The 23,693-nt window shown below is 28.8% G+C and carries 20 protein-coding genes; 11 read left to right on the plus strand and 9 right to left on the minus strand.

The window, feature by feature from the left end; genetic code table 11:
• The first annotated feature begins 47 nt into the window (after positions 1-47).
• Genes AC5SLO_RS01790 through AC5SLO_RS01800 form a run of 3 tightly spaced genes read left to right on the plus strand, consistent with a single transcriptional unit; the run spans position 48 to position 3,210 of the window.
• Positions 48-1,097, plus strand: coding sequence for a quaternary amine ABC transporter ATP-binding protein (locus AC5SLO_RS01790; protein ID WP_494573500.1), 1,050 nt, complete (start codon positions 48-50; stop codon positions 1,095-1,097).
• On the plus strand, positions 1,090-2,595 hold the full coding sequence (locus AC5SLO_RS01795; RefSeq protein ID WP_494573501.1) for an ABC transporter permease: 1,506 nt from the start codon (positions 1,090-1,092) through the stop codon (positions 2,593-2,595). The genes AC5SLO_RS01790 and AC5SLO_RS01795 overlap by 8 nt, the downstream gene beginning before the upstream one ends.
• Positions 2,596-2,604: 9 nt before the next feature.
• Positions 2,605-3,210 (plus strand): LysE/ArgO family amino acid transporter, encoded by a 606-nt coding sequence (locus AC5SLO_RS01800; RefSeq protein WP_494573502.1) that lies wholly within the window; start codon positions 2,605-2,607, stop codon positions 3,208-3,210.
• A gap of 2 nt (positions 3,211-3,212) precedes the next feature.
• Here the strand turns inward: AC5SLO_RS01800 and hisD are convergent, their stop codons facing one another.
• The 4 genes from hisD to AC5SLO_RS01820 all read right to left on the minus strand — a co-directional run bounded on the left by hisD (position 3,213) and on the right by AC5SLO_RS01820 (position 7,210).
• Positions 3,213-4,499, minus strand: coding sequence for a histidinol dehydrogenase (gene hisD, locus AC5SLO_RS01805; RefSeq protein WP_271622958.1), 1,287 nt, complete (start codon positions 4,497-4,499; stop codon positions 3,213-3,215).
• 62 nt (positions 4,500-4,561) lie between these two features.
• The gene (locus AC5SLO_RS01810) at positions 4,562-5,473 is read right to left on the minus strand and encodes a bifunctional enoyl-CoA hydratase/phosphate acetyltransferase (RefSeq protein ID WP_494573503.1); all 912 of its coding nucleotides are present in this window, start codon (positions 5,471-5,473) and stop codon (positions 4,562-4,564) included.
• Between the two features lie 5 nt (positions 5,474-5,478).
• Complete coding sequence (locus AC5SLO_RS01815; RefSeq protein WP_494573504.1) at positions 5,479-6,483, minus strand: Ldh family oxidoreductase; 1,005 nt, start codon at positions 6,481-6,483, stop codon at positions 5,479-5,481.
• Positions 6,484-6,490: 7 nt separating this feature from the next.
• The gene (locus AC5SLO_RS01820; RefSeq protein ID WP_494573505.1) at positions 6,491-7,210 is read right to left on the minus strand and encodes a glycosyltransferase family 2 protein; all 720 of its coding nucleotides are present in this window, start codon (positions 7,208-7,210) and stop codon (positions 6,491-6,493) included.
• A 365-nt stretch (positions 7,211-7,575) separates the two neighbouring features.
• Here AC5SLO_RS01820 and AC5SLO_RS01825 point away from each other — a divergent pair, with 365 nt between their 5' ends.
• Together AC5SLO_RS01825 and AC5SLO_RS01830 are read left to right on the plus strand one after the other, a co-directional pair.
• Positions 7,576-9,081 carry a hypothetical protein gene (locus AC5SLO_RS01825; protein WP_494573506.1) on the plus strand — a complete coding sequence of 502 codons (1,506 nt, stop codon included), beginning with the start codon at positions 7,576-7,578 and terminating at the stop codon, positions 9,079-9,081.
• Between the two features lies 1 nt (position 9,082).
• On the plus strand, positions 9,083-10,327 hold the full coding sequence (locus tag AC5SLO_RS01830) for a PQQ-dependent sugar dehydrogenase (RefSeq protein ID WP_494573507.1): 1,245 nt from the start codon (positions 9,083-9,085) through the stop codon (positions 10,325-10,327).
• Position 10,328: 1 nt separating this feature from the next.
• Here the strand turns inward: AC5SLO_RS01830 and AC5SLO_RS01835 are convergent, their stop codons facing one another.
• The 5 genes from AC5SLO_RS01835 to AC5SLO_RS01855 form a co-directional block, all read right to left on the minus strand.
• On the minus strand, positions 10,329-11,375 hold the full coding sequence (locus AC5SLO_RS01835; protein ID WP_494573508.1) for an NAD-dependent epimerase/dehydratase family protein: 1,047 nt from the start codon (positions 11,373-11,375) through the stop codon (positions 10,329-10,331).
• Positions 11,375-12,397, minus strand: coding sequence for an NAD-dependent epimerase/dehydratase family protein (locus AC5SLO_RS01840; protein ID WP_494573509.1), 1,023 nt, complete (start codon positions 12,395-12,397; stop codon positions 11,375-11,377). The genes AC5SLO_RS01835 and AC5SLO_RS01840 overlap by 1 nt, the downstream gene beginning before the upstream one ends.
• Positions 12,398-12,417: 20 nt before the next feature.
• Positions 12,418-14,340, minus strand: coding sequence for an ABC transporter permease (locus AC5SLO_RS01845; RefSeq protein ID WP_494573510.1), 1,923 nt, complete (start codon positions 14,338-14,340; stop codon positions 12,418-12,420).
• 1 nt (position 14,341) lies between these two features.
• The gene (locus AC5SLO_RS01850) at positions 14,342-15,136 is read right to left on the minus strand and encodes a taurine ABC transporter ATP-binding protein (protein WP_494573511.1); all 795 of its coding nucleotides are present in this window, start codon (positions 15,134-15,136) and stop codon (positions 14,342-14,344) included.
• 83 nt (positions 15,137-15,219) lie between these two features.
• A complete protein-coding gene (locus AC5SLO_RS01855; RefSeq protein WP_494573512.1) occupies positions 15,220-16,161 on the minus strand; it encodes an ABC transporter substrate-binding protein in 942 nt (313 codons plus the stop codon).
• Between the two features lie 200 nt (positions 16,162-16,361).
• On the opposite strand from AC5SLO_RS01855, the gene aptA reads away from it, so the two are divergent.
• From aptA to AC5SLO_RS01885, 6 genes are all read left to right on the plus strand, one after another.
• Complete coding sequence (aptA, locus tag AC5SLO_RS01860; protein ID WP_494573513.1) at positions 16,362-17,708, plus strand: omega-aminotransferase AptA; 1,347 nt, start codon at positions 16,362-16,364, stop codon at positions 17,706-17,708.
• Between the two features lie 44 nt (positions 17,709-17,752).
• On the plus strand, positions 17,753-18,871 hold the full coding sequence (gene ald / locus AC5SLO_RS01865; protein WP_494573514.1) for an alanine dehydrogenase: 1,119 nt from the start codon (positions 17,753-17,755) through the stop codon (positions 18,869-18,871).
• A 6-nt stretch (positions 18,872-18,877) separates the two neighbouring features.
• Positions 18,878-21,322 (plus strand): GcvT family protein, encoded by a 2,445-nt coding sequence (locus AC5SLO_RS01870; protein WP_494573515.1) that lies wholly within the window; start codon positions 18,878-18,880, stop codon positions 21,320-21,322.
• Between the two features lie 40 nt (positions 21,323-21,362).
• The gene (locus AC5SLO_RS01875) at positions 21,363-21,590 is read left to right on the plus strand and encodes a hypothetical protein (protein WP_494573516.1); all 228 of its coding nucleotides are present in this window, start codon (positions 21,363-21,365) and stop codon (positions 21,588-21,590) included.
• 105 nt (positions 21,591-21,695) lie between these two features.
• A complete protein-coding gene (locus AC5SLO_RS01880) occupies positions 21,696-22,460 on the plus strand; it encodes a class I SAM-dependent methyltransferase (RefSeq protein ID WP_494573517.1) in 765 nt (254 codons plus the stop codon).
• Positions 22,461-23,333, plus strand: coding sequence for a glycosyltransferase family 2 protein (locus AC5SLO_RS01885; RefSeq protein ID WP_494573518.1), 873 nt, complete (start codon positions 22,461-22,463; stop codon positions 23,331-23,333).
• Positions 23,334-23,693: the final 360 nt, after the last annotated feature.

Genomic DNA, 23,693 nt, shown 5'->3' on the forward strand with positions numbered 1-23,693 from the left:
AGGTAATTTTCTTAAAAAAAAATTTATTAAATTTTCGAATGGATCTGATGGAATCAGCTATTGAAATAAAAAATGTTTGGAAAATATTTGGTAATAATTCTGAAGAAGCATTAAATGCTATTCAAAATCAACGTATTTCAAAACAGGAAGCTTTAGAAAAATATAATTCAGTAATTGGTGTATCTGATGTTTCTTTTAATGTTAAAAAAGGAGAGATTTTTTGTGTAATGGGTCTTTCTGGAAGTGGTAAATCTACTTTAGTTAGACATATTAATAGATTATTAGAGCCAACCTCTGGACAAATTTTAATCAATAATGAAGACGTGATGAAGTTTGACTCAAAAAGTTTGCAAGATTTAAGAAATAAAAAAATAGGTATGGTTTTTCAAAACTTTGCTTTAATGCCCCATAGATCTGTACTGGATAATATAGCAATGCCACTTGAAATAAGAGGTATAAGCAAAAATGATAGGCTAGATGCCGCTAATAAAATTTTAGATATCGTAGAACTTCAAGGCTGGGGAAATAAATTTGCTCATGAGCTATCAGGCGGAATGCAACAAAGAGTAGGATTAGCAAGAGCTTTAGCAGCCGATCCTGATTTTTTATTAATGGATGAACCATTTAGTGCATTAGATCCATTAATTAGAAGACAACTTCAAGCAGAATTTATCAAACTTTCAAAACAAATGAAAAAAACTACAGTGTTTATAACGCATGACTTAGATGAAGCTGTTAGGGTAGGTCATAGAATTGCTATCATGAGAGATGGAAAAGTTATTCAAATAGGAACACCAGAAGAAATAGTAATGAAGCCAGTGGATAACTATGTTGCTGATTTTGTAAAAGGAATATCTAGATTAAAAATTGTTCAAGCTAAATCTATCATGCAACCAATTGAAAAATTCAAAAAAGAATTTGGATCACTGGCCAAAGATTTAGAAAGTGTTTATGAAAATGATTTGCTAAATAAATTGATTGAAAAATCTTCTATTAAAGACGAACCAATATTAGTAATTAACAATGATAATAAAAATGTTGGGGTGATAACACAAGCTGATTTACTTAAGGCTGTTGTAGAGGGTAGTGATGGATAATAGAGCAGTTAAAAATCCATCTAGAGATGAATTGATTACTGATTTTGTAAAAAGTAATCCAAATTACTATATTAAAGAGTTTAAAAAAATTGGTAGTAAACCTACTTATTCATTTTCATTTAATCTATTTGCATTTATTTTAGGTCCAGTTTGGTTTGGAATGCGTAATGTTTGGAATTGGACATTAGCTTTTTTAATTATTGAAACTTTTTCAGTAGTACAAATTATTAGAGGTTTATTTGGCAATATTACAGCAGAAGCTATTGCTAAAGTAGAACAAGTTAAAAGTACAATAGCTTTTAGGAATAAACAATTAGAAGCAGCAATAGAAAATAATCCAGATAAGATTGATGTTTTTAAAAGAAATATAAAATCATTAGAGGATGCTATGCAAGGTTATCTTGATGAGATTACAAGAGTAGAGGCCTCAGCAATTTGGATTACAATTTTTGGATTTATTTTATTGATAGCAGTAAAGGTTGTCCAAGGAGTTTTGGCGAATTCAATTTTGGAAAAAAAATATTCTGAATGGTTATCTGATAAATCTATTGATCCAGGTATGCAGATGAAAAATTATATCTTAAGTAGTGTTTTTACTTCTGTAATAATGATTTTTACTGTTATCCATTACAGCTTTCCAGGTTTACTTCAGTTAATGGATACGTTTCCAACTCATCCAGAAATAAGATTATTTTCAATTAAGTGGATAGAAATTATTTTTGATTATGCGGTTGTTAAAGGAGATGTAATTTTTACTGCTATAACAATTGGTATTAGGTCAGTTCTAGATTTTTTAGAATTACTATTCGTTAAAACCCCTTGGATAGTAATTATAACAGCCATTGTAACACTTACTGGTTTATCAGCTGGACCAAGGGCAGCAATATACTCAACTGGATTTTTATGTTATATGGGATTTCTAGGGTTTTGGGTAAAAGCTATGACAACTCTTGCGTTACTTGGAACTGCTGCAATTTTAAGTATAGCAATTGGTATTCCTCTTGGAATTTATTGTGCAAGAAGACAAAGATTTTATTCACTAATAAGACCCATAATGGATTTCATGCAAACAATGCCAGCCTTTGTATTTATGATTCCAGTTATAGCTTTTTTTGGAACTGGAAAAGTTGCGGCAGTAATTATTACAATGATTTTTGGTGGTACACCTGTTGTAAGACTTACGGTTTTAGGGTTACGTGGAGTGCCAGAAACAATTCGTGAGGCAGCTATCGCTTACGGTGCAACTAAATGGTATTTACTTAGAAAAGTAGATTTACCACTAGCCACACCTTCAATTCTGGCAGGTGTTAACCAAACTGTAATGCTTAGTTTAGCTATGGTAGTTGTAGCATCTCTAATTGGTGCAAAAGGTTTAGGACAAGATGTTCTTGAGGCTTTACAGTATGCTAATGTTGGACAAGGTATACTAGCAGGTATTGCTATTTTGTTTGTCGCTTTAATATTGGATAGAGTTGTTCAAGGTAAAAAAAGAGTTTAATAAAATTTAATGGATTTTTTATTATTGGGTTTTTTTACTGGACTAAGTTTAATCTTAGCAATAGGTGCTCAAAATATATTTGTCATTGAACAAGGTTTAAAAAAAAAACAAATCTTTATTGTTTGTTTAGTATGCTCATTATCAGATTTATTGTTAATTTTTTTAGGTATTTTTTTATTTCAATATTTAAGTAATTTTTTTACTCCAACAGTAGAGCTAATCTTTAACATTTTACTCTTAATATTTTTATTACATTTTATTTGGGGAAAATTAAAAACTGAAGTTTTAGAAGCAACATTCAATGTGGATAGTGAAACTAATAATTTTTTTGGGATTTTAACTAAAACTCTAGGATTTACCTTTCTTAATCCACATGTTTATTCAGATACTGTATTTTTTCTTGGAAATTTTTCTAAAAATTTTAACCAGATAGATAAGTATTATTTTGGAGTTGGTGCAGCTACTTCTTCGTTCTTATTTTTTTTTATGTTGGGATATTTATCAAAATATTTTTCCAAACATCTAAAAAGTAAAAATATATGGAGAAGAATAAATTATTTAATTATTCTTTTTATGTCTATTTTAGCCTTAACAGTGTTAATAGAAATTATCTAAGTTTAGTTAGAATAACCATACTTTTTAAGTCTAACATCACCGGTTCTTGCGTGCGCTTCCATTCCTTCATATCTAGAAATTCTTGCAGCTGCAGCACCAACTAGCTCTGTAGATTCTTTGGTCATTCTTTGGAAACTTAATGTTTTAACAAACTTACCAACAAATAGTCCACCCGTATATCTTCCAGCACCTTTGGTTGGAAGAATATGGTTAGTTCCTGAACACTTATCTCCATAAGCAACAGTCGTTTCCTCACCAATAAATAAAGAACCATAGTTTGTAAGTCTTTTGTGAAACCACTCTAAATTCTCCGTCTGAACTTCTAAATGTTCAGGAGCATACTCGTCACTAATGGTTGCCATTTCTTCATCAGTATCGCAAAGAATAACTTCTCCATAATCTCTCCAAGCTGCATCAGCGTTTGTTCTTGGAACTTCAGGCAATTCTGCAATTAATTCTGGAACTCTTTTCATCACTTTTTCTGCTAGTTCCTTGCTTGTTGTATATAACCAGCAGGGTGAATTATAACCATGTTCAGCTTGACCCACTAAATCAACAGCAACTATTTCAGGATCAGCTTTAGCATCTGCAATAATTCCAATTTCAGTAGGACCTGCAAATAAATCAATACCAACTTTTCCAAATAAAATTCTTTTAGCTTCAGCAACAAATTGATTTCCAGGACCAACAATAATATCAGCAGGAGGATTATTAAATAAACCATTAGTCATTGCAGCTATAGCTGGAACACCACCTAAATTTAAAATTACATCAGCACCACACAAGTCAGCTGTATAAATAATTGTTGGATGAGCACCCACACCTTCTTTAGGAGGGCTGCATGCAATAACATTTTTTACACCAGCAACTTTAGCAGTTGTTACACTCATCACTGCAGATGCAATGTGTGCATAACGACCTCCTGGTACATAACATCCGGCAGTATTAACTGGTATTAATTTTTGACCAGCAAATAATCCATCTGAAAGCTCTACTTCAAAGTCCTGACCATAGTTTTTTAATTGTGCTTCAGCAAACTTTCTAACTCTTTCATATGAAAATTGAACATCATCTTTTGTTTTTTGGTCTAATGTTTTTTTGATTTCTTCAATTCTTTCTTTGGAAACAATAATATCACCATCATATTTATCAAATTTCTTTGTAAGATCGATACACCCTTGTTCTTTGGTAGTTTCAATATTTTTTAATAAATCTTGAACAATTCCAGTTGTTTTAGTGTCATCTGTTGATGATGTTTTAGGTGATTTTTTTAAATAAGTTATAGCCATTTTTTTTCTCTTTAATTTTGAAGCTTTATTTAAAACATTAATATGATTATTTCAATGAAGAATTAGTCTAAAGCAACAACAGCAGCAGCAATAGAAGCCAATCTAGCTTGTGCCTCATCAGATCTACTTGTAATTACTATTGGAACTTTACCACCAACAACTACACCAGCTGCACAAGCTCCCATAAAGTAAATCATCATTTTAACCAAACTATTTCCAGTTTCAACACTAGGAACTAATAATACGTCTGCATCACCAGCAACAATATTCTTAACACCTTTTATACCAGCAGATTTTTTTGAAATACTATTATCAAATGCCAGGGGACCAAAAACATCAGCATTTAAATTCTCCTCTTTTGCAAGTTTTGTAATTTCATCTGCTTCGATTGAGCTTGGTACACTATCTAAAATTTCTTCTGTCGCTGACAGAACTGCAATTTTTGGTCTTTCAATTCCTATACGATTTGAAAAATCAATTACATTTCTTAAAATATGCATTTTTGTTTTTACATTAGGCAAAACATTTAAAGCACCATCAGTAATTATAAGTGGTTTGTCGTCTTTAGTATTTGTCATATGCCATATATGACTTAGTCTAGTTTTTCCAAGTAAATTATAATCTCTTTTTAAAACTTCTTTCATTAAAATATCTGTATGAATATGACCTTTAACAATAATCTTTATCTTTTTTTCACTAGCAAGCTTTGCAGCAATAGCAGCTGTTTTATTTTCTACAGGCTCATCAATAATTTCAAATTCAGAGATATCCCATTTTAAATTTTCTGCACATTTTAAGATTTCTTTTTTATTTCCTATAAAGATAGGTCTGATCAGACCTTCTTTTACAGCATCTTGAACGGAGAGCATGGGCAAGGGTAGACCCGCATTAACAATAGCTGCATTAACGCCTCTTTTTTTATTGGAATGGTCCAAAAGGTTATTTGGACAAATAATTTCTTTATTTGAAAGCATAGTTTTTAATTTTTAAGAATTTCTATATCTTTTTTAATAATTTTAGAAATTTTAATTTCTCTTTTTGAGTTTATTTTAAATCTTTTATATTTATTTTGACCAGGATACATTATTTCTTTTATCCCTTTAATCTTTGGTAATCTTTTAATTGTCTTTATATTATTTTTAATTCTACTATTAAAATTATTTACAAATAAATTTGTTTTAAATGTGATAAATAAGTGACCAATGTTTTGTGGGCCTGAAAAATCGTCAAAAGGATCTTTGACCCTTCCAGCATGGTTTCCGCCAGTTAACACACCACTTAAAATATCCACCATCCATGCAAGGCCAGAACCTCTAAAACCAGCAATTGGAAGCTGAACACCTTCTAAAGCTTTTTTTGCATCTGTGGTAGGTTTACCAAATTTATCTAACGCTACGCCTTCAGGTATACTTTGATTGTTTCTTGCTGCTACTCTAATTTTTCCTCTATTTATCATTGAAATCGAAGTGTCTAAAATAAAAGGTATTTTAGATCCGGTTGGTGTACCAAAACAAATAGGGTTGGTTCCAAATAAACTTTTTAACGCACCATGTGGTGCAACGGCAGGAGGTGCGTTTGTATAAATCATTGTAATAAGATTTTTTTTAACAGCTTGTTCAGCGTAATATCCTGAAAGACCATAATGACCGCTGTTCTTTACAGCTACCATTCCAATACCAGTTTTTTTAGCACTTTTAATTGCAGTTTTAATTGCAAGATCAGCCGCCACAAACCCAATGCTATTATTAGCATCAATATGATAAATAGATTGAGAAACTTTCTTTATCTTAATTTTTGGTTTGGGATTTATAACTTTTTTTAAAATACGATCACAATACATTTTTAACCTCGATAGACCATGCCCGTAGGCACCAACTAACTCTGCGTTTATTAGAGCAGAAGAACTTATTTTAGCATGCTGATTGCTTAAACCATGTTTTTTAAAAATATTAGTAACAAGTAGATTTAGTTTTTTTGATTTCATCTTAAAGTTATTTCTTTTTATTTAATAAAATTTTTTCTATGACACAATAAAATAAAGTAAAAATGTACATAGAACTTAATTCTTTTATTTTAAAATTTGATTTTCCAATTTTGCGATTTTTCCAATTTATTGGAATAATCTTATAAGTGTATTTTCTTGAAATTATTTTAAGTGGTATTTCTAAAAAAACATTGAAATTTTCTGATACAATAGGCAAGAGATCTTTTAAAACATTTTTTTTATAAATCTTAAAAGCATTTGTAAAATCATTATAATCTGAAAAAAAAATTAACTTTACAAAATTATTAAACAATCGATTTAAAAATAATTTAATTAATGGATAATCCTTTATATTAGATTTTTTAATAAACCTTGATCCTAATACTGCATCACATTTATATTTAGATATAATTTTATAATATTTAATCAAATCACTTACTGAGTCTGAAGAATCTGACATAAATATACTAACATAATTTAATTTTGATCTCTTGATCCCTTCTTCTATAGCAGAGCCGAGTCCTTTTTTTTTATTTTTGAAAACTTTTATAAAATAATACTTCTTTGAATATTTTTTTAGTAATTCAAAAGTATCATCTTTACTAAAGTCATCTATAAACAAGATATTGAAATTTTTAATGTATTTCTTTAATTTTTTTAAGTTATTTATAGTTTTTTTAATATTCTTATTTTCATTATGGACGGGTATTATAACTGAAAGAGACATTTAAATTATAAACTTAATATTCTTATAAAACTGTTGTTAGTATAATTGATATAAATTAGTAATACATCAAATAATAATATGAAAAATAATATTTATTTATCATTACTTATACTTTCTTCAATTTTTATTTCGACAGTAATATGGGACAAAATAAGTATTAATTTTGGGGACACTCAAATATTGGGTGAATATTATAATAATAGCCATCACGCTTTAAATGATCCCTTAAGATTTATTGCATTTGTATTTATACCAATTGTTACCTATCTTAGTTTTAAGTTTTTTTTTGAAAAAAAAAAATTTACTTTGATTATATTAAATCCGAAAAACTCAAAAAGGATGATTTTTCCACTAATCTTCTATTTTTGAGCTTATTAACAATAATATTTTTATTTATAGAATTTTGCTCTATCTCATTTCCACTTAATCAAATTGATATATTTCATGAGGGGCAAAAACTAAGTGCTCCTTTTAAAAGTTTAATAGATGAAAAATTATGGTCTGGATCCTTTGTTACAACAGGAATAATTAATGAAAACCTCGGCATTAAAGCAATTTGGAAAATTATAAATCATCAAAGCATAGGGTCAATGCGATACCTACAGTTAGTTTATATTCTGTTTTTTAAAATTTCATTGATTATTTTAATTTATCAGATTGTTAAAAACAGTTTATTTAGAAGTGACATTAAATTAGTTTTTTTTTTAATAATTTCTATTATTTCAACACAATTAATTGATTATAATTTAAATTCAGGAGACTCATACTCATATAGAGATTTACCAGTTATATTTTGTTTAATATTATTTATTAAATATTTAAATAATTTTAAGCAATTAAACTTAATATTGATAGGATTACTAAGTATTGCAACTTTTTTTTGGAGCATAGATAGAGCTATAGTAAGCAATCTTTTCATAATTTTTATATGTTCATATATTTTTATTAATAGAAAATTCAAAAATATATTAACTATCATTATATCAATAATATTTTTTTGGATTTTTTTTTACTTTTATTTAGAAAACGAGTTTTATTATTTTATTAGTAATACTTTGTCAGTTTTAGAAAATCAAAATTATATTCATGGCTTGGTACATCCAAAGCCATTTAGTGAAATGCCGCACTCTTCAAGAGCAACTCGATCTTTATTATTGATTATTTTATCGATAATAATTAGTTTAAACTTTTTATTTCATGAGAAAAAAAAATATTACAATACTTTCAAAATTATCATAATTTCATTAAGTTTTATTTGTTTTTGTTCATATTTATATGCACTCAGCAGATCTGATGGAGGACATATAAAACAAACAACTGGAACTGTAATTTTATTTTTTTCAATTTTTGTTTCTTTTTATTTTTTAAAATTTAATGAGTACTTTTTTTCAAAAAAAGTCTTAAATTTTAATTTTTCGTATATCTTAAGCATACTTTTATTTGTAATATTTGTCTTTAATTTAAAAATTGATATGAAAAATATCTCAGATTATTCATTGAGATTAAAACAATTTATTTATTTAGAAGATAAAAATTATTTATCAGATGATCAAAATTATTTAATACAAAATCTAAAACCAATTATTAATGAGTACAAATGTATCCAACTATTTACATATGATGCTGCATTACCTTATATTCTGAAAAAACCAAACTGTTCAAAATTTTATTTTACTTATTCATTAGGATCAATTAAAGATCAAGAGTCCTTGATTAAAGATTTAAAAAATACTGAATTCATTATCTATAGAGGTCAAACTGATAATTGGGGTCCTTCTCCACAAAAAAAATTGACGATGGTAAACAAATATATAAATATAAATTTTAGAAATAGTAAAAAAATTCTTAAATGGGAATTTAGATATAAGTAATATGAATTATTTGACAATTATAAAAAAAATTAGTGTCTATATGTTTTATTTATTATTTATAATATTTATTTGCTCTTTAATTTATATCATTAATTCAAACGAACCTTCAATTAAAGATAGTAGAAGAATAATAAAATCAATTATTAAGAAAAATACTATTAGTAATCATATCTTTAACGATTATAGAGAAGAGTTTTTACCAAACACACAATTCATAAAACTAGAATATAAAAAAATTGATTTAGACTTTTTAACTTTGAATGATTGTTATTTTGGTAAATGCTATACTTTCTATTTAGAACAATATAATGATAACTTAGTTATTACCGATCGGTTTGGATCATTTAGATTTGCAAAATTTGATGAAATTAAAAAAGATATAAATTTTTTAAAAACAATTCCTTCAAATTTAAATTTCGATACTATTTTAGATACCTTCATAGTGGATGATTTAATTTACGTTTCTGGAAAAAAAATTAACAATAATAATACAGAACTACATGTCGCTAGAGCAAATATAAATTTTGATCAATTGAATTTCCAAACTATAACACAATTACAGTCAAAAAAATGTTTTTTTAGACACGCTGTACACTCAGGAAAAATACAATCCTATAAAGGAAATAAAGATCAAATTATTTTGAGTGTAAATTCCTCAGCTGATAATGAAGGTATGGAAAATTTAAATTCTGATAGCATTTGTGGTAAAACATTATTAATTAACTCATTAACAGGAAAATATGAGATTTTTACAAGTGGACATAGAAATATTATAGGAATGTACGCTGATGAAAATATTATTCTTTCAACCGAACATGGACCATTTGCTGGTGATGAAATAAACAAATTACAAAAAGGTAATAGTTATGGATGGCCCGTTTCATCATATGGAGAAAAGTATTCGCGAGGTCAGTCTAATGAACCACCTAATTATAAAAAAAATCACAAACAACATGGTTTTATTGAACCAATTTTTTCTTTTATACCAGCAATTGGTATTTCAGAGATTATAAAATTACCAAATAACTTTTCTGATATGTGGCAAGATAATTTTTTAGTTGCTTCTTTAAATGGAAAATATTTATATAGAGTTAAATTTGATGAAAATTTTAATAAAATTGTTTATTATGAGAGAATTTTTATTGGGGAGAGAATAAGAGATTTAATTTATAATAATCAATTAAATGAAGTATATTTGTCTTTAGAATTGAAGGGTGAGATAGGAATTATATCCAAATCTAAATAGACTAATTACTATCTATTAATTCTTCGATTATCCGTTTTGTATTATATTTCTGCTTCCAATTTGGAAAGTCTTTTCTGAACTTTCTTGTATCTGAAATGTACCACATATGATCACCAACTCTATTTTTTTTAATAATCTCTTTTTTAATATTAATTTTTTTAATATTTTCAACCAATTCTAGAGCCTCTAAAATTGAACAATTAGAATATCTACCACCACCTATATTATAAACTTCACCATACTTTGGTTTTTTGAAAAATTCCCAAAAACAGTTTACCAGATCGTGGCTGTGAAGATTGTCTCTAACTTGTTTCCCTTTATAGCCAATTAGTGAATATTTTTTTTTTGAAATACCTGTTTTAACTAGATATGATAAAAAACCATGTAGTTTAGCTCCAGAGTGATTTGGACCTGTAATGCAGCCACCTCTAAAAGAAACAGTTTTTAAACCAAGGTTTTTACCATATTCCTGAACGATTAAATCAGCATAAGTTTTTGAGACACCAAAAAAACTATGTGTGCAGTTATCTATAGAAAAATTTTCATTTATTCCCTTGTAATTAATGTGGCTTTTTTTAATTTCCCATCGTTTTGATTTTTCAATTAGACTTAGTTTATTAGGATTATCTCCATAAACTTTATTTGTAGACATAAATATAAAAGGTGCATCAGGACAGAAAAGTTTTGTCATTTCCAATAAATTTAAAGTCCCTGTAGCATTAACATTAAAATCTAAGATTGGAAAATTTTTACCATAGTCATGAGATGGTTGAGCAGCACAATGAATAACTAGAGAAATATTTTTTTTGTATTTTTGAAATATCTTTTTCAAACTATTTAAGTTTCTTATATCTGTATTATAATTATAAAAATTATTAAATCTTTTTAAAAGTTTTTTTTTTACCCATTCAGTTGATCCTTCTTTACCAAAAAAAAAACTTCGCAAATTATTATCGATACCAATAACATCAAATCCTTTTTTACAAAAAAAATCTACAGACTCTGATCCAACCAAACCTGTTGATCCTGTTATGATTATAGTTGACATTAAAAATATTTAATTATTTTAGATTTATCACTTGTTAGCCAATTGTAAGTATCTTTAATAGTATTTATTACAGTCTTTTTTGGTTTCCAGCTATAAGTTTTTGTAACTTTTGAATTATCAGTTACATAATATGGTATATCATAGATCGATGTTTTTTTAATTTTTGAAATTTTTAATCTTTTATTTGTAATTTTTTCACATATTTTTGTTAGCTTTTTAAGAGAGATTGTGTTTTTTATAGATCCACCAACTGTAAATAACTTATTATTAATTAAGTGCATTTTTTTAATTTGAATATTTATGAGTTCACACAAATCATAAACATGCAGAATGTCTCTTACTTGATTACCGAATCCACCATATCCAAAATATTTTAATTTACCTTGTGTTAAATGTTTCCAAATCCAAAGACTAACAAATCCCTGATCTTGTTTTCCAAATTGTAAAGGACCAGAAACCACGCCACATCTATTAATGATATATTTCAAATTAAAAGCATAAGAAAACTCTTCGATAAACATTTCAGAAGCTAATTTTGTTAATCCATAAATCGATTTTGGACCATCTATTTTAGATTTTTCATTAAATGTTTTTTTTATAACTAAATTTCTATTTAAAATTTTTTTTTTGACAGTATCATTCATTTCATTAATAGGATAAACACGGCTAGATGATAAAAATATTATTTTTGATTTATCATTTTTGGCTTTTTTTAAAATATTAATAGTACCAATTAAATTTGTATTTATTACTTTATCAAATTTATTTTTTGAAACTTCCACAGCTGCTTCAGCACAACAATCAATAATAATATCAAACTTTGGTAATTTGGAAGTTTGTTTAAAATTTTCGATATTTACTTTGTAATTTTTAATCTTTTGTTTTTTTAATAAATTTAGATTATACCTCGATCCTTTTCTTGAAAGATTGTCTAGAGATGAAACTCTGTATTTTTTTTTAGTTAAAAAAATACATAAGTTTGATCCAATAAACCCACATCCACCAGTAATTAAAATTCTCATTATTTAATAAATTAATCCAATTAACCTTTTCCACGCCAAGGAATGTATTTATCTATAAGCTTTCTTAAGGTAACATCAAACAATAAACCAAGCATTCCCATTATAAAAATTGTAATCCAAATAACTTCATATTGGAAATATTTCTTAGCAACGTTTTCAACAAACCCTATCCCTGTTGTACCTGCTAAAAATTCAGCTGCAACTAGAGTTCCCCAACACATACCAACTGCAACTCTTATACCCGTTAATATTTCTGGCAAAGAATTTGGAAATATTACATACCTTAATATTTGTTTTTTTGATGCCCCTAGAGAGTGAGCTGCATGGATTTTTGACAATTGCGTTCCAGATGCTCCAGCTCTTGCTGAGATAATCATAATAGATAAAGAGACCATGAATAATAAGAAGATTTTTCCTGAATTATCAATTCCAAGTACAGAAATAATTAAAGGAGCCCATGCTAGAGGGGGTACCGGTCTATAAAGCTCGATTAAAGGATCAAAAAATCCTTTAGCAAATCTATTAAGACCCATAAATAATCCTAAAGGAACACCAATTATTATTCCAAAAATTAATCCTAATAAAACTCTTAAGAAAGAGTCCCAGATATGCCCGTAAGGAACAGGAACTTTAAATAAACTAAAGTCACCTGTAACAATTTTTAAAACATTTCCTTTAAAGTTCTGCTCAACAATACCTTCTTTAGTGTGAATAGGGTACTCACCAGGTATAATATCTGCAAGCCAATCAGGCAAAATGAAACCAATTATTTGACTAACATCAATTAATTGTATCCATAAAAGAGGAACATCTTTATAGCCAACACTAGGATTAGACATCAGTATAAATTTATTAAAAGTATCAGATGGTTTTGGAAGCCATCTTCCTGAACCTTGCTCTGAACAACTTTGACCACTAGCTACAATAGTTCCTGCAGGAAATAAGAAAATATCAACTAATCTTAACCCACCTTGAATTTCATTTTTTGCGTTGTCAAAATTAACAACTGCTCCTTGTAAATTATCAAGGGCATTAGGTGGATAGATGCTTGCAAACTCTATACGTCTTGCAATTTTAACAATATTTTTAGCATATTCAGAGGCAACATCTTCACTTTCATTTAATTCACCTCTGTAAATTTTTATTTGATCTTTAATCTCATTAATCTGATCTTTAAATTGTGAATTATGATTTCTTAATTTAAAAAACTCTTCACTTATTAAACCTATTTCTTCTGCAGCCACATGAAATTTTAAACCTAAATTGGTTGAGGGGATTAATGGTACCTCTAGGGTATTTTCAATAGATCCAGATCCAGCATCAACTTTTACTATACCCCAACCACCTTCTTTATTTGCTGCATCAAGTCTTTCTTGAAGTTGTTGTTCAGTTTCAAAAGGATATTCAGGCTTTTTAAAATTTTCAGTTAATAGATTAATTTTTCCTGTTATTTCATTTATTTTTTCTTTTGTTTTATTTTCAATTAAATCTTCATTAGTTAATAATGGGATTAATTGAGAAGTTTTATTAAGAAAACCAATTAAAATTTCTTTTTGCTGAGCACTTACACCTGAATTTTGGATTTCAGTTAATAAGCTTCTAATATTTTCATTTTCCTTTTTTATTTGGGCTGTACTTTTTAATTCTCTTTGTTCTATTGGAAATTGATATTTCAATCCTAAAAGAGAGTCGTTAATTTTAGCTACCTGACAAAGCTCATTAGCAGATTTTGGATAAAAACCTCTCGCAATATCCCAAGAATAATACATCCAAATTAAAAGTAATGAACAACTTCCTAAAACTACCCAATGTGTACCACCTTTGGATCTTTCTGGATTACCAAAAACTGCATCAATTTTTTCAGTTTGAATTAATCTTCGACCATAAACAATAGATCCAATAATTGTAATTAAGATTAATATTGTAAGAATTTGTGTAATCATTTCATTCTTTACCCATAATTTCTTCTTCCATATTCCAAATCATAGTTAAGATTTCTTCTCGTGTTTTCGAAAATTCTTTATCTTTTTTAATTTCTCTTAAATCTTCTTTTAATCCTCTGTTTGCAAAAGGTAATTTGTATTCTTTATGTATTCTTCCTGGTCTTGGCGCCATTACATATAATCTTTCACCAAGTAATAACGCTTCTTCAACAGAGTGTGTTATTAAAATAATTGTCTTTCCAGTTTCTTTCCAAATTTTTAATACTAAAGATTGCATTTTTTCTCTTGTCAAAGCATCTAATGCACCAAGAGGTTCATCCATTAAAATTAAATCAGGGTCATTAATCAAACATCTTGCAAGCGCTACTCTCTGCTGCATTCCACCTGATAATTGATAAGTTGGAGTATTGCCAAACCCTTTAAGACCAACAATATCAAGCCATTCATCAACTTTTTTCTGAGTTATTACAGGATCTTCTTTTTTCATACGAAGACCAAAGTTAACGTTCTCAGAAACTGTTAACCATTCAAATAAAGCGCCTTGTTGAAAAACCATTCCTCGTTCAACACCAGGTCCATCAATTTCATTATTATTTAAAGTAATCTTTCCTGATGTTGGTCTAATAAATCCTGCGGTAATATTTAATAAAGTTGTTTTTCCACAACCAGATGGACCAAGGACAGTTAAGAGCTCACCTTTTTTTAAAGTGAAATTTACATCTTTTAAAGCATGAACAGTTTCTCCTTTAGGAGTTTTAAAAATCATGTTCAGATCTTGAGAAACTAATTCGCTCATTGAATAATTTTATATTAGAATTTTTAATAAAAATAGGCACCAAAAAATTTTGGTGCCTATTAAACTTTTATATCTCTGTAATATTATAGAGGTAAGAAACTAGTATCTACATTTCCTCTAGGTGTACCCATACCTTGAAGGAACTTATGTAAGTTACCACTTTCCATAGATGCTTTTGTTTCTTGTGCATCTAGAAATTTAAATCCACCAATAGTTTCTTTCATATCACCAAGTTTCATTTCAGCATCTTTTGCTATAACATTTAAGTCAGATTTACCTGCTTTGTATCTAGCATTAGCTTCGTGAGTTACTTCTATAAAAGTTCTAACCATTCCAGGATTTTCTTTCATAAACTTTGTAGTTACAGAAGTAATATCGATACCTAATATTCCAGCATCTCTAGCTTCTTGAACTGTTAAAAGTCTAGAACCAACGGCTGTTGCAGCTTTGATAGAATTACCACCAAATAAACAAGCCATTACAACATCGCCACTAACTAATGCAGCAGCACCTTCTTCAGGGTCCATTTGAATGATATCCATTTTTTTTCTGTCAGCACCAACAACTTTCATACTTTCATCAAAAACGTATTCAGCCATTGTTCCAAGTGGAACAGCAACTTTTTTACCTTCTAATTCAGAACCATTTGCTTTTGTGATTCCTGAAGCATTTGATGTTACACAAGTTGTTCCACCCATCCCGTATTCCATAGCGACATCAATTAATTTGATAGGCGCTTTTGATTTTACAGCATTGATAAAAGGAACTAAACCTTGTGAGTAAGAGATATCAATATCTCCTGCTAACATTGCATCAGTCATTGCACCACCGTTAGTGAAGTTTGTCCACTTAACAGGTACACCCAATGCTTTTTCGTACAATCCTTTAACTTTATCTTCTTGGTTTGGAGTAGGCCATTCTAAAAAGAATGCAACTCTAACTTCTTTAGCAGCTGAATTTGCAACTGATATAGATAAGTTAAGAGCAACTACAGCACCAAGAATAAAACTAAGTATTTTTTTCATTATTATTCCTCTGTTAGTAATTTAATTAAATTACATGTATTTAAATTGAAATTCGAAAGGATGTAAAACAAATTTTTTACACCTGTAAGTTGTATTTACTTAAGAAAGATTCTAAAAAAAATAATCCTAGAAAACATTATGATTTAGTCTAATACTTAAAAATAGAATTTATTAAACAACACATAAACAGAGAGAAATTTATGAGCTCAGAAAATAGAACTGCCGTACCTAATTCACTAAATGAACATTGGATGCCTTTTACATCTAATAAAGATTTTAAAGCAAACCCAAGATTAATTACAGAAGCTAAAGGGGTTTATTTAAAAACTCATCATGGCAAAACACAGATAGATGCGAGCTCAGGTTTATTTTGTAATCCACTTGGTCATGGTAGAAGAGAAATTACAGAAGCTGTTACAAAACAATTAGAAACATTAGACTACGCACAACCTTTTCAACAAGGTTTTGGTGGCTCATTTGAGCTTGCTACAAAAATTTCAAAACATACACCTGGTGACTTAAACAAAATGTTTTTTACTATATGCGGATCTACAGCCGTTGAGACTGCACTTAAAATTGCTATAGCTTATCATAGAGCAAAAGGTCATGCAGAAAGATTTAGGTTTGTTGGCCGTGAGAGGGGTTACCATGGAATGAACATTGGCTGTATTTCAGTTGGTGGAATGGTGAACAATGTTAAAACATTCGCAAGTGTTTTAATGCCAGGTGTTCAACATATTAGTCATACACATTTGCCAGAGCATAAATTTGTTAGTGGTCAACCGGAAACAGGGGACTACTTAGCAAATGATTTAGAAACTATTTGTCAAAACTTTGGTGGCGAAAATATAGCTGCTTGTATTGTTGAGCCTATTGCTGGATCAACTGGAACACTAGTTCCACCAAAAGGATATTTACAGAAATTAAGAGAGATCTGTGACAAACATGGAATACTTTTAATTTTTGACGAAGTAATTACTGGTTGGGGAAGAACAGGTTCTAAATTTGGTGCTCAAGAGTTTGGTGTAACTCCTGATATTATGACAATGGCTAAAGCTACAACAAATGGTGTTGTACCTATGGGTGTTGTTGCATGTAATGATTATATTTATGATGCGGTAATGGATGCTTCACCAACTGGTGCTGTTGAATTATTTCATGGCTACACTTATTCAGGAATTCCAGTTGCAGTTGCGGCTGCTCTTGCGGTTCAAGATATTTTTGAAAAAGATGATATTTTTAATAGAGCAAAAAACTTAGCTCCTTATTTTCAAAAAGGGCTGTTCTCTCTTCAAGATCTAGAGTCAGTAGATAATATTAGAGGATATGGAATGATGGGTGGTATAGACATGAAACTAAATACTAAACCAGGTAAAGCTGGCTATGAATGTTTTAAAGCATGCTATGAAGCTGGTGTTAACTTTAAGGCTACAGGAGATTGTTTGATTATAGCTCCTCAATTTATTTGTGAAGAAAAACACATTGATGAGATTATTGAAAAGTTAAGAACTGGTATTACTAACTATCAAAAAAATCAAAAAAATTAAAAACTTTAAAATTTTAAATTAAAGAGAGAGAGAGATAGAGAGTTATGAAAATTGGTGTACCTAAAGAAATCAAACCTCAAGAACATCGTATTGGATTAACACCCGAGAGTGTAAAAACTTTAATATCAGAGGGTCATGAAGTTTTAGTTGAAAATAATGGTGGTTTTGAAGCTGGTTTTGAAAATGATCAATACACAGGTGTTGGTGCTAAAATAGTTGATAAAGCTGAAGATATTTTCAATGATGCAGACATTATTGTTAAAGTAAAAGAGCCTCAATCAGGTGAAGTTAAGATGATTAGAGAAAATCAGATTGTTTATACTTATTTACATTTAGCAGCAGCTAAAGAATTAACAGAAGGCTTAATTAAATCTAAAGGTGTTTGTATAGCTTATGAAACGGTTACAGATGACAATGGAAGATTGCCATTACTAGCTCCAATGAGTGCAGTTGCTGGACGTATGTCGGTTCAAGCTGGTGCGCATTGTTTAGAAAAAAATCAAAAAGGCAGAGGACTTTTATTGGGAGGTGCTCCTGGAGTTGAAGGTGGAACTGTTGTTATTTTAGGTGGCGGTGTAGTTGGAGAAAATGCTGCTGTAATTGCAACAGGTATGCAAGCAAAAGTTCATATTGTTGATAAATCTGAATCAAGATTGAAACAATTAGTTGAAATGTTTGGAGATAAAATAATTCCAGAACAAAGTGATAAGACTGATTTAAATAAATTAGTTGCAAAAGCCGATTTATTAATTGGAGGTGTTTTAATTCCAGGTGCCGAGGCTCCAAAGTTAATTACTAAACCAATGTTAAAATTGATGCAAAGAGGATCTGTTATTGTTGATGTTGCAATTGATCAAGGAGGCTGTGTTGAAACTAGTAAACCAACAACCCATGGTGATCCAACTTATATTATTGATGATGTAGTTCATTACTGTGTAGCTAATATGCCAGGGGGAGTTCCAAGAACTTCAACAATTGCATTAAATGCTGCAACACTTCCTTATTTAGTTAAACTTGCTAACAAAGGTTACCAAAAAGCTTTAGGTGAAGATAAAAATTTCCTTGCAGGATTAAACGTCCATAAAGGTATGGTAACTTATAAAGCGGTTGCTGATGTATTTGGACACGAATTTGTAGCAGCGGAAAAAGCTATAACCCAGTAAAAAAGTATGGATAAAATGCTTCCGGCCAAAGCAAAAGTTGTTGTCATTGGTGGGGGAGTTGCTGGTTGCTCTGTTACATATCATCTTGCAAAATATGGCTGGAAAGATACCATTTTATTAGAAAGAGACCAACTAACGTCAGGAACTACTTGGCATGCAGCTGGTCTTGTTGGTCAGTTGGGAGCATCCGCTACAATTACAAGACTTCGTAAATACTCTTTAAATCTTTACAAAGAATTAGAAAAAAAAACTGGTTTATCAACTGGACTAAAACAAAATGGTGCAATCACAGTTGCAAGCACACCTGAAAGATTACAAGAATTGTTGAGACAAGCAACTGCTGCTCAATTATTTGATGTTAATGTTGAAAACGTTAGTAAGCAAAGAGTTAAAGAACTTTATCCTGTAATTAATGATGACGATGTATTAGGAGGAGTTTACATGCCCGAAGATGGTCAAGCAGATCCTGTTGGAGTGACTAATGTTTTAGCAAAAGCTGCAAAAATGGAAGGGGTTCAAATATTTGAAAAAACTCCAGTTGAAAAAATATTAGTAAAAAATAAAAAAATTATTGGTGTTCAAACTAAATTTGGTAAAATTGACTGTGAATATGTTGTAATAGCAACCGGGATGTGGGCTCGACAAATGGGTGAAGATATTGGAGTTAGTATACCCCTATATCCGAATGAACATTTTTATATAATTACAGAACCATTAGATAAATTGCCTAAAAATCTACCAGTTTTGAGAGATTACAATTCTTGTCTTTATTTAAAAGAGGATGCTGGCAAAATGTTAGTTGGAATATTTGAACCTAATGCAAAACCTGCTTTTAAAGACAAAGGAATAGTACCAGATGATTTTTCATTTGGAGAATTTCCAGACGACTTTGACCATTTTGAACCTTATTTAGAAAAATCATTTCAAAGATTACCCATTTTAGAGACAGCAGGAATTAGAAAATTTTTTTCAGGACCGGAATCTTTTACGCCTGATACTCAATACCTTTTAGGAGAAACAGCTGAAGTAAATAATCTTTTTACTTGCTGTGGATTTAATAGCATTGGTATAGCAAGCTCAGGAGGTGCAGGTCGTGTAACTGCTGAATGGATGATTAATGGATATATGAATGAAGACTTATTCTCTCTAGATATAAAAAGATTTCAAAAATTTCATTCATCAAAAAAATTTATCATGGAAAGAGTAACAGAAACTCTTGGTGACTTGTATGGAATGCACTGGCCTTACAAGCAACATAACACTTCGAGAAATCAAAGACTATTACCTTACCATGAAGAGTTAAAAAAAGAGGGAGCATGCTTTGGTGTATCGGGTGAGTACGAAAGACCTATGTGGTATGCAAGAAATAATGAAAAAGCAGAATACAAATATAGTTTTGATTATCAAAATTGGTATCCTGCAGTTGAATTGGAAACTAAAAATACAGTTACTAACGTTGGTCTATTTGAGCTTTCTCCTTTTTCTAAATATGAAATAAAAGGAGAGCAAGCACATAGTGAATTGCAAAGAATATGTACGGCAAATATTAAAAACGAAATAGGAAGATCAACTTACACACAAATGTTAAATGAGGCAGGAGGAATTGAAACTGATTTAACAGTTATTTGTACTGATAAGGATTGTTTTAGAATAATAAGTTCAGCCGCAACAAGAACTCATGATAAAACACATATTTTAAAACATTTATCTCCAACTTTGGAATTAAAAGATATTACGGATGAGCTAGCTTGTCTTGGAGTGTTTGGACCAAAAAGTAGAAACTTAATTACAAAAATCTCAAAAGATGATTTTAGTAATAAAACATTTAAATTTGGTTATGGAAAATTTGTAACAATTAACTCAAAAAAAGTTTGGGCTCAACGATTATCTTATGTGGGCGAATTAGGTTTTGAACTTTATATAGAAAATAAAGATGCTAAAGAAATTTATCAATTAATCATTGAAGAAGGAAAAAATCACAATTTATCACATTGTGGTTCTCATGCAATGGACACCATGAGAATGGAGAGTGGATTTTTACATTGGGGGCATGATATTTCACCAGAAGAAAATCAATATCAAGCAGGATTGAACTTTGCTATTAGCTACAGAAAAGAAGTTAACTTTATTGGTAAAGAAAGTTTATTAAAGGTTAAAGAAAAAAAACATGATAGAAGATTTATTATGTTATCCTTGTTAGACAGCAAGCCTGGTTATCCTTTATTACTTCATGAAGAGCCAATTTATTTAAAAGATGAAATTATTGGCAGAACAACTTCAGGCAATTATTCTTTTAATTTTAAAAAAAACCTATCTTTTGGATATGTAACCTCAAACCATACTAATGAAGAGCTTTCTAAAATGGATCTATATATTGAGGTTGCTAAACAAAAATACCCAGCCAAGGTAGAGATTACTCCTCTGAAAGATAAAAGTTCTAGATTTTTATAATTTTAGTTGCTGGGCTAAATAATTGATGTTTTAATGACTTATGCAAAAAACCTATTTTCACGACAATAAACATATCAGTGAAAAAAATGATCAAAAAAAAGCAACTACAGTTGATCAAATTAAGCAAAAGAGAAGAGTTGATATCAATAAATTATTGAACAGAGTAAGAATTGAGAAAAAAAATGAAAATAAAAGAAAAATTATTTTTTATAGTTCAGTAATTTTATCTTTAGGTCTTTTTTCAACTCTTTTAACAATTATAAAATAAATACACAGATCAAAAGTTGATTGATCTAAACTAAAAACCTATTATAAATCAACAATAATTAAGTGGCGGGGTAGCTCAGTCGGTCCTTGTTCTTAGTACCAATTTATGAAAGCACAATACTATTTAAATAAAACTCTAAAAAATTCAAAACTTATTGAAAATATCTTAAGTAATATAAACTTTAGGTTTATTGACAATTTAATGAATAGAGAAGAAAGCCTTACATACAAAACTATTAATAAATTGGTTCCTAAAAAGTATAGAGATTTAATTAATATACAAATTAATGACCAATCAGCAAAAAAAAATTATTTAAGCTTAATTGATGTAAAAAAAATGGCAACATATTCAACATTTTATTTAATAAATACAATTTGTAAAAATATTAATAGTGGATCTTATTTAAATATAGGAATTTGGAATGGATTTTCTTTATTCAGTGGAATGATTGATACAGAATGTGAAGTTATCGGGGTTGATAATTTTTCTGAATTTGATGGAACAAGTTCAGAAAATCTTTTTTTTAATAAATTTGATAGTCTAAAGAAACAAAATCATTTTTTTTTAAAAATGGATGCTTTAGAATATTTAAAAAAAAGTAATAAAAAAGTTGATTTTTATTTTTACGATGCATTACATACATATGAATATCAATATGAGGCTCTCAAGTTAGCCATTCCTCTTTTGAAAAAGGGTTCTTTAATTATGGTTGATGATATCTGCTGGAATCATTCTGATGATCCAATTAAAGCTACTAAAAAATTTTTATCTGACTATAAAGATGAATATAAGCTTTTGTTAGAAGTTAAAACAAAGTATAATCAGCATCCAACGTTTTGGAATGGCTATTTTATAATTGAAAAAGTGTAAATGAACATATCAGTTGTAATAGTTGCTTTTGAAAGTGACCATGTGCTTGAAAGTTTGATTTCTAAAATTCCAAATCACCATGAAATTATTGTTGTAGAAAATTCATTACAAGATGGAATTAAAAAAAATCTAGAGTCAAAATTTCAAAATACAAAAGTCTTTATCCCAAATGAAAATTTAGGTTATTCAGGTGGTGTAAATTTAGGTGTAGAAAAAAGTAATCATAATTTTATTTTAATAGTTACTCCAGATGTTAGCTTTTCAACAGAAATGCTGAAAAATCTTGAGGATTGCATTGAAAAATTTAAAGACTTTACTTTGTTAGCTCCAGTATATGAAAATCCCTCTGTTCATAAAAATTTTAAAATCTTTCATAAAAATAAAGTCAATAAAATCAATATTGAAAATTTTAACATGATTGAAGTGGATGAGATAGATGGAGCATGTTTTCTGCTAAACAAAAAAGAATTTACATCAAATAAAATTATGGATGAAAATTTTTTTTTATATTTTGACTCAACAGATTTGTGTCATCAATTAAAAAAAAAAGGAAAAAAAATGTATATAATTGAAAATTTAAATTTTATACATGAGGGTACAGCTTCATCCAAAAAAGATTATAAATTTGAAATCTTAATAAATAGAAATTGGCACTATATTTGGTCAAAATTCTATTTTTTTAAGAAAAATTATAATTATTTTTATGCTTTAAGAAAAGTTTCACCTAATTTTTTTAGATCTTTAAAAGAATATTTATATTCTAAATTTATCTCAGATGACAACAAGACAAGATTAAATAAGGCAATTCTTTCAGGAATATCGAATGCTATTTTATTGAGAAAATCTCATTATCGTCCTAATATTAAAAAATAATAACCAATGTTAAATTTTGTAAAGAAAAAGTATAATAGACTTTTGTCTAGTTCAAAATTTTAAAAATAAATTTTATTTTTTATAAATATTTTGGAGAAAAAGACATCGGAAATATTGGTTTTTCCTTTAATGATAAGCCAAATAGATTTCAACTAATTCAGTAAATTATACTTAAAAAAAAAGTTTAAGTCGTATCTAGAGATAGGTTGTTTTGCTAATGAAGTTTTCACTAAAATTCAAGCAGAGAAAAAAGTAGGAGTAGATACAGTATCTGGAGGCACAATCAAAAAATCAAGTGATGCATTTTTTAAAAGCAGTAATGAAAAATTTGATTGTATTTTTATTGATGGTTTGCACGAA

This window comes from Candidatus Pelagibacter sp. PS_44 (genome assembly GCF_059417735.1).

What these genes read in the sequence shown, in the direction of transcription:
- AC5SLO_RS01790 (WP_494573500.1), top strand. Translation starts at nt 48, where the DNA reads ATGGAATCAGCTATTGAAATAAAAAATGTTTGGAAAATATTTGGTAAT.
- AC5SLO_RS01795 (WP_494573501.1), top strand. Translation starts at nt 1,090, where the DNA reads ATGGATAATAGAGCAGTTAAAAATCCATCTAGAGATGAATTGATTACT.
- AC5SLO_RS01800 (WP_494573502.1), top strand. Translation starts at nt 2,605, where the DNA reads ATGGATTTTTTATTATTGGGTTTTTTTACTGGACTAAGTTTAATCTTA.
- hisD (WP_271622958.1), bottom strand. Translation starts at nt 4,499, where the DNA reads ATGGCTATAACTTATTTAAAAAAATCACCTAAAACATCATCAACAGAT.
- AC5SLO_RS01810 (WP_494573503.1), bottom strand. Translation starts at nt 5,473, where the DNA reads ATGCTTTCAAATAAAGAAATTATTTGTCCAAATAACCTTTTGGACCAT.
- AC5SLO_RS01815 (WP_494573504.1), bottom strand. Translation starts at nt 6,483, where the DNA reads ATGAAATCAAAAAAACTAAATCTACTTGTTACTAATATTTTTAAAAAA.
- AC5SLO_RS01820 (WP_494573505.1), bottom strand. Translation starts at nt 7,210, where the DNA reads ATGTCTCTTTCAGTTATAATACCCGTCCATAATGAAAATAAGAATATT.
- AC5SLO_RS01830 (WP_494573507.1), top strand. Translation starts at nt 9,083, where the DNA reads ATGAATTATTTGACAATTATAAAAAAAATTAGTGTCTATATGTTTTAT.
- AC5SLO_RS01835 (WP_494573508.1), bottom strand. Translation starts at nt 11,375, where the DNA reads ATGTCAACTATAATCATAACAGGATCAACAGGTTTGGTTGGATCAGAG.
- AC5SLO_RS01840 (WP_494573509.1), bottom strand. Translation starts at nt 12,397, where the DNA reads ATGAGAATTTTAATTACTGGTGGATGTGGGTTTATTGGATCAAACTTA.
- AC5SLO_RS01845 (WP_494573510.1), bottom strand. Translation starts at nt 14,340, where the DNA reads ATGATTACACAAATTCTTACAATATTAATCTTAATTACAATTATTGGA.
- AC5SLO_RS01850 (WP_494573511.1), bottom strand. Translation starts at nt 15,136, where the DNA reads ATGAGCGAATTAGTTTCTCAAGATCTGAACATGATTTTTAAAACTCCT.
- AC5SLO_RS01855 (WP_494573512.1), bottom strand. Translation starts at nt 16,161, where the DNA reads ATGAAAAAAATACTTAGTTTTATTCTTGGTGCTGTAGTTGCTCTTAAC.
- aptA (WP_494573513.1), top strand. Translation starts at nt 16,362, where the DNA reads ATGAGCTCAGAAAATAGAACTGCCGTACCTAATTCACTAAATGAACAT.
- ald (WP_494573514.1), top strand. Translation starts at nt 17,753, where the DNA reads ATGAAAATTGGTGTACCTAAAGAAATCAAACCTCAAGAACATCGTATT.
- AC5SLO_RS01870 (WP_494573515.1), top strand. Translation starts at nt 18,878, where the DNA reads ATGGATAAAATGCTTCCGGCCAAAGCAAAAGTTGTTGTCATTGGTGGG.
- AC5SLO_RS01875 (WP_494573516.1), top strand. Translation starts at nt 21,363, where the DNA reads ATGCAAAAAACCTATTTTCACGACAATAAACATATCAGTGAAAAAAAT.
- AC5SLO_RS01880 (WP_494573517.1), top strand. Translation starts at nt 21,696, where the DNA reads ATGAAAGCACAATACTATTTAAATAAAACTCTAAAAAATTCAAAACTT.
- AC5SLO_RS01885 (WP_494573518.1), top strand. Translation starts at nt 22,461, where the DNA reads ATGAACATATCAGTTGTAATAGTTGCTTTTGAAAGTGACCATGTGCTT.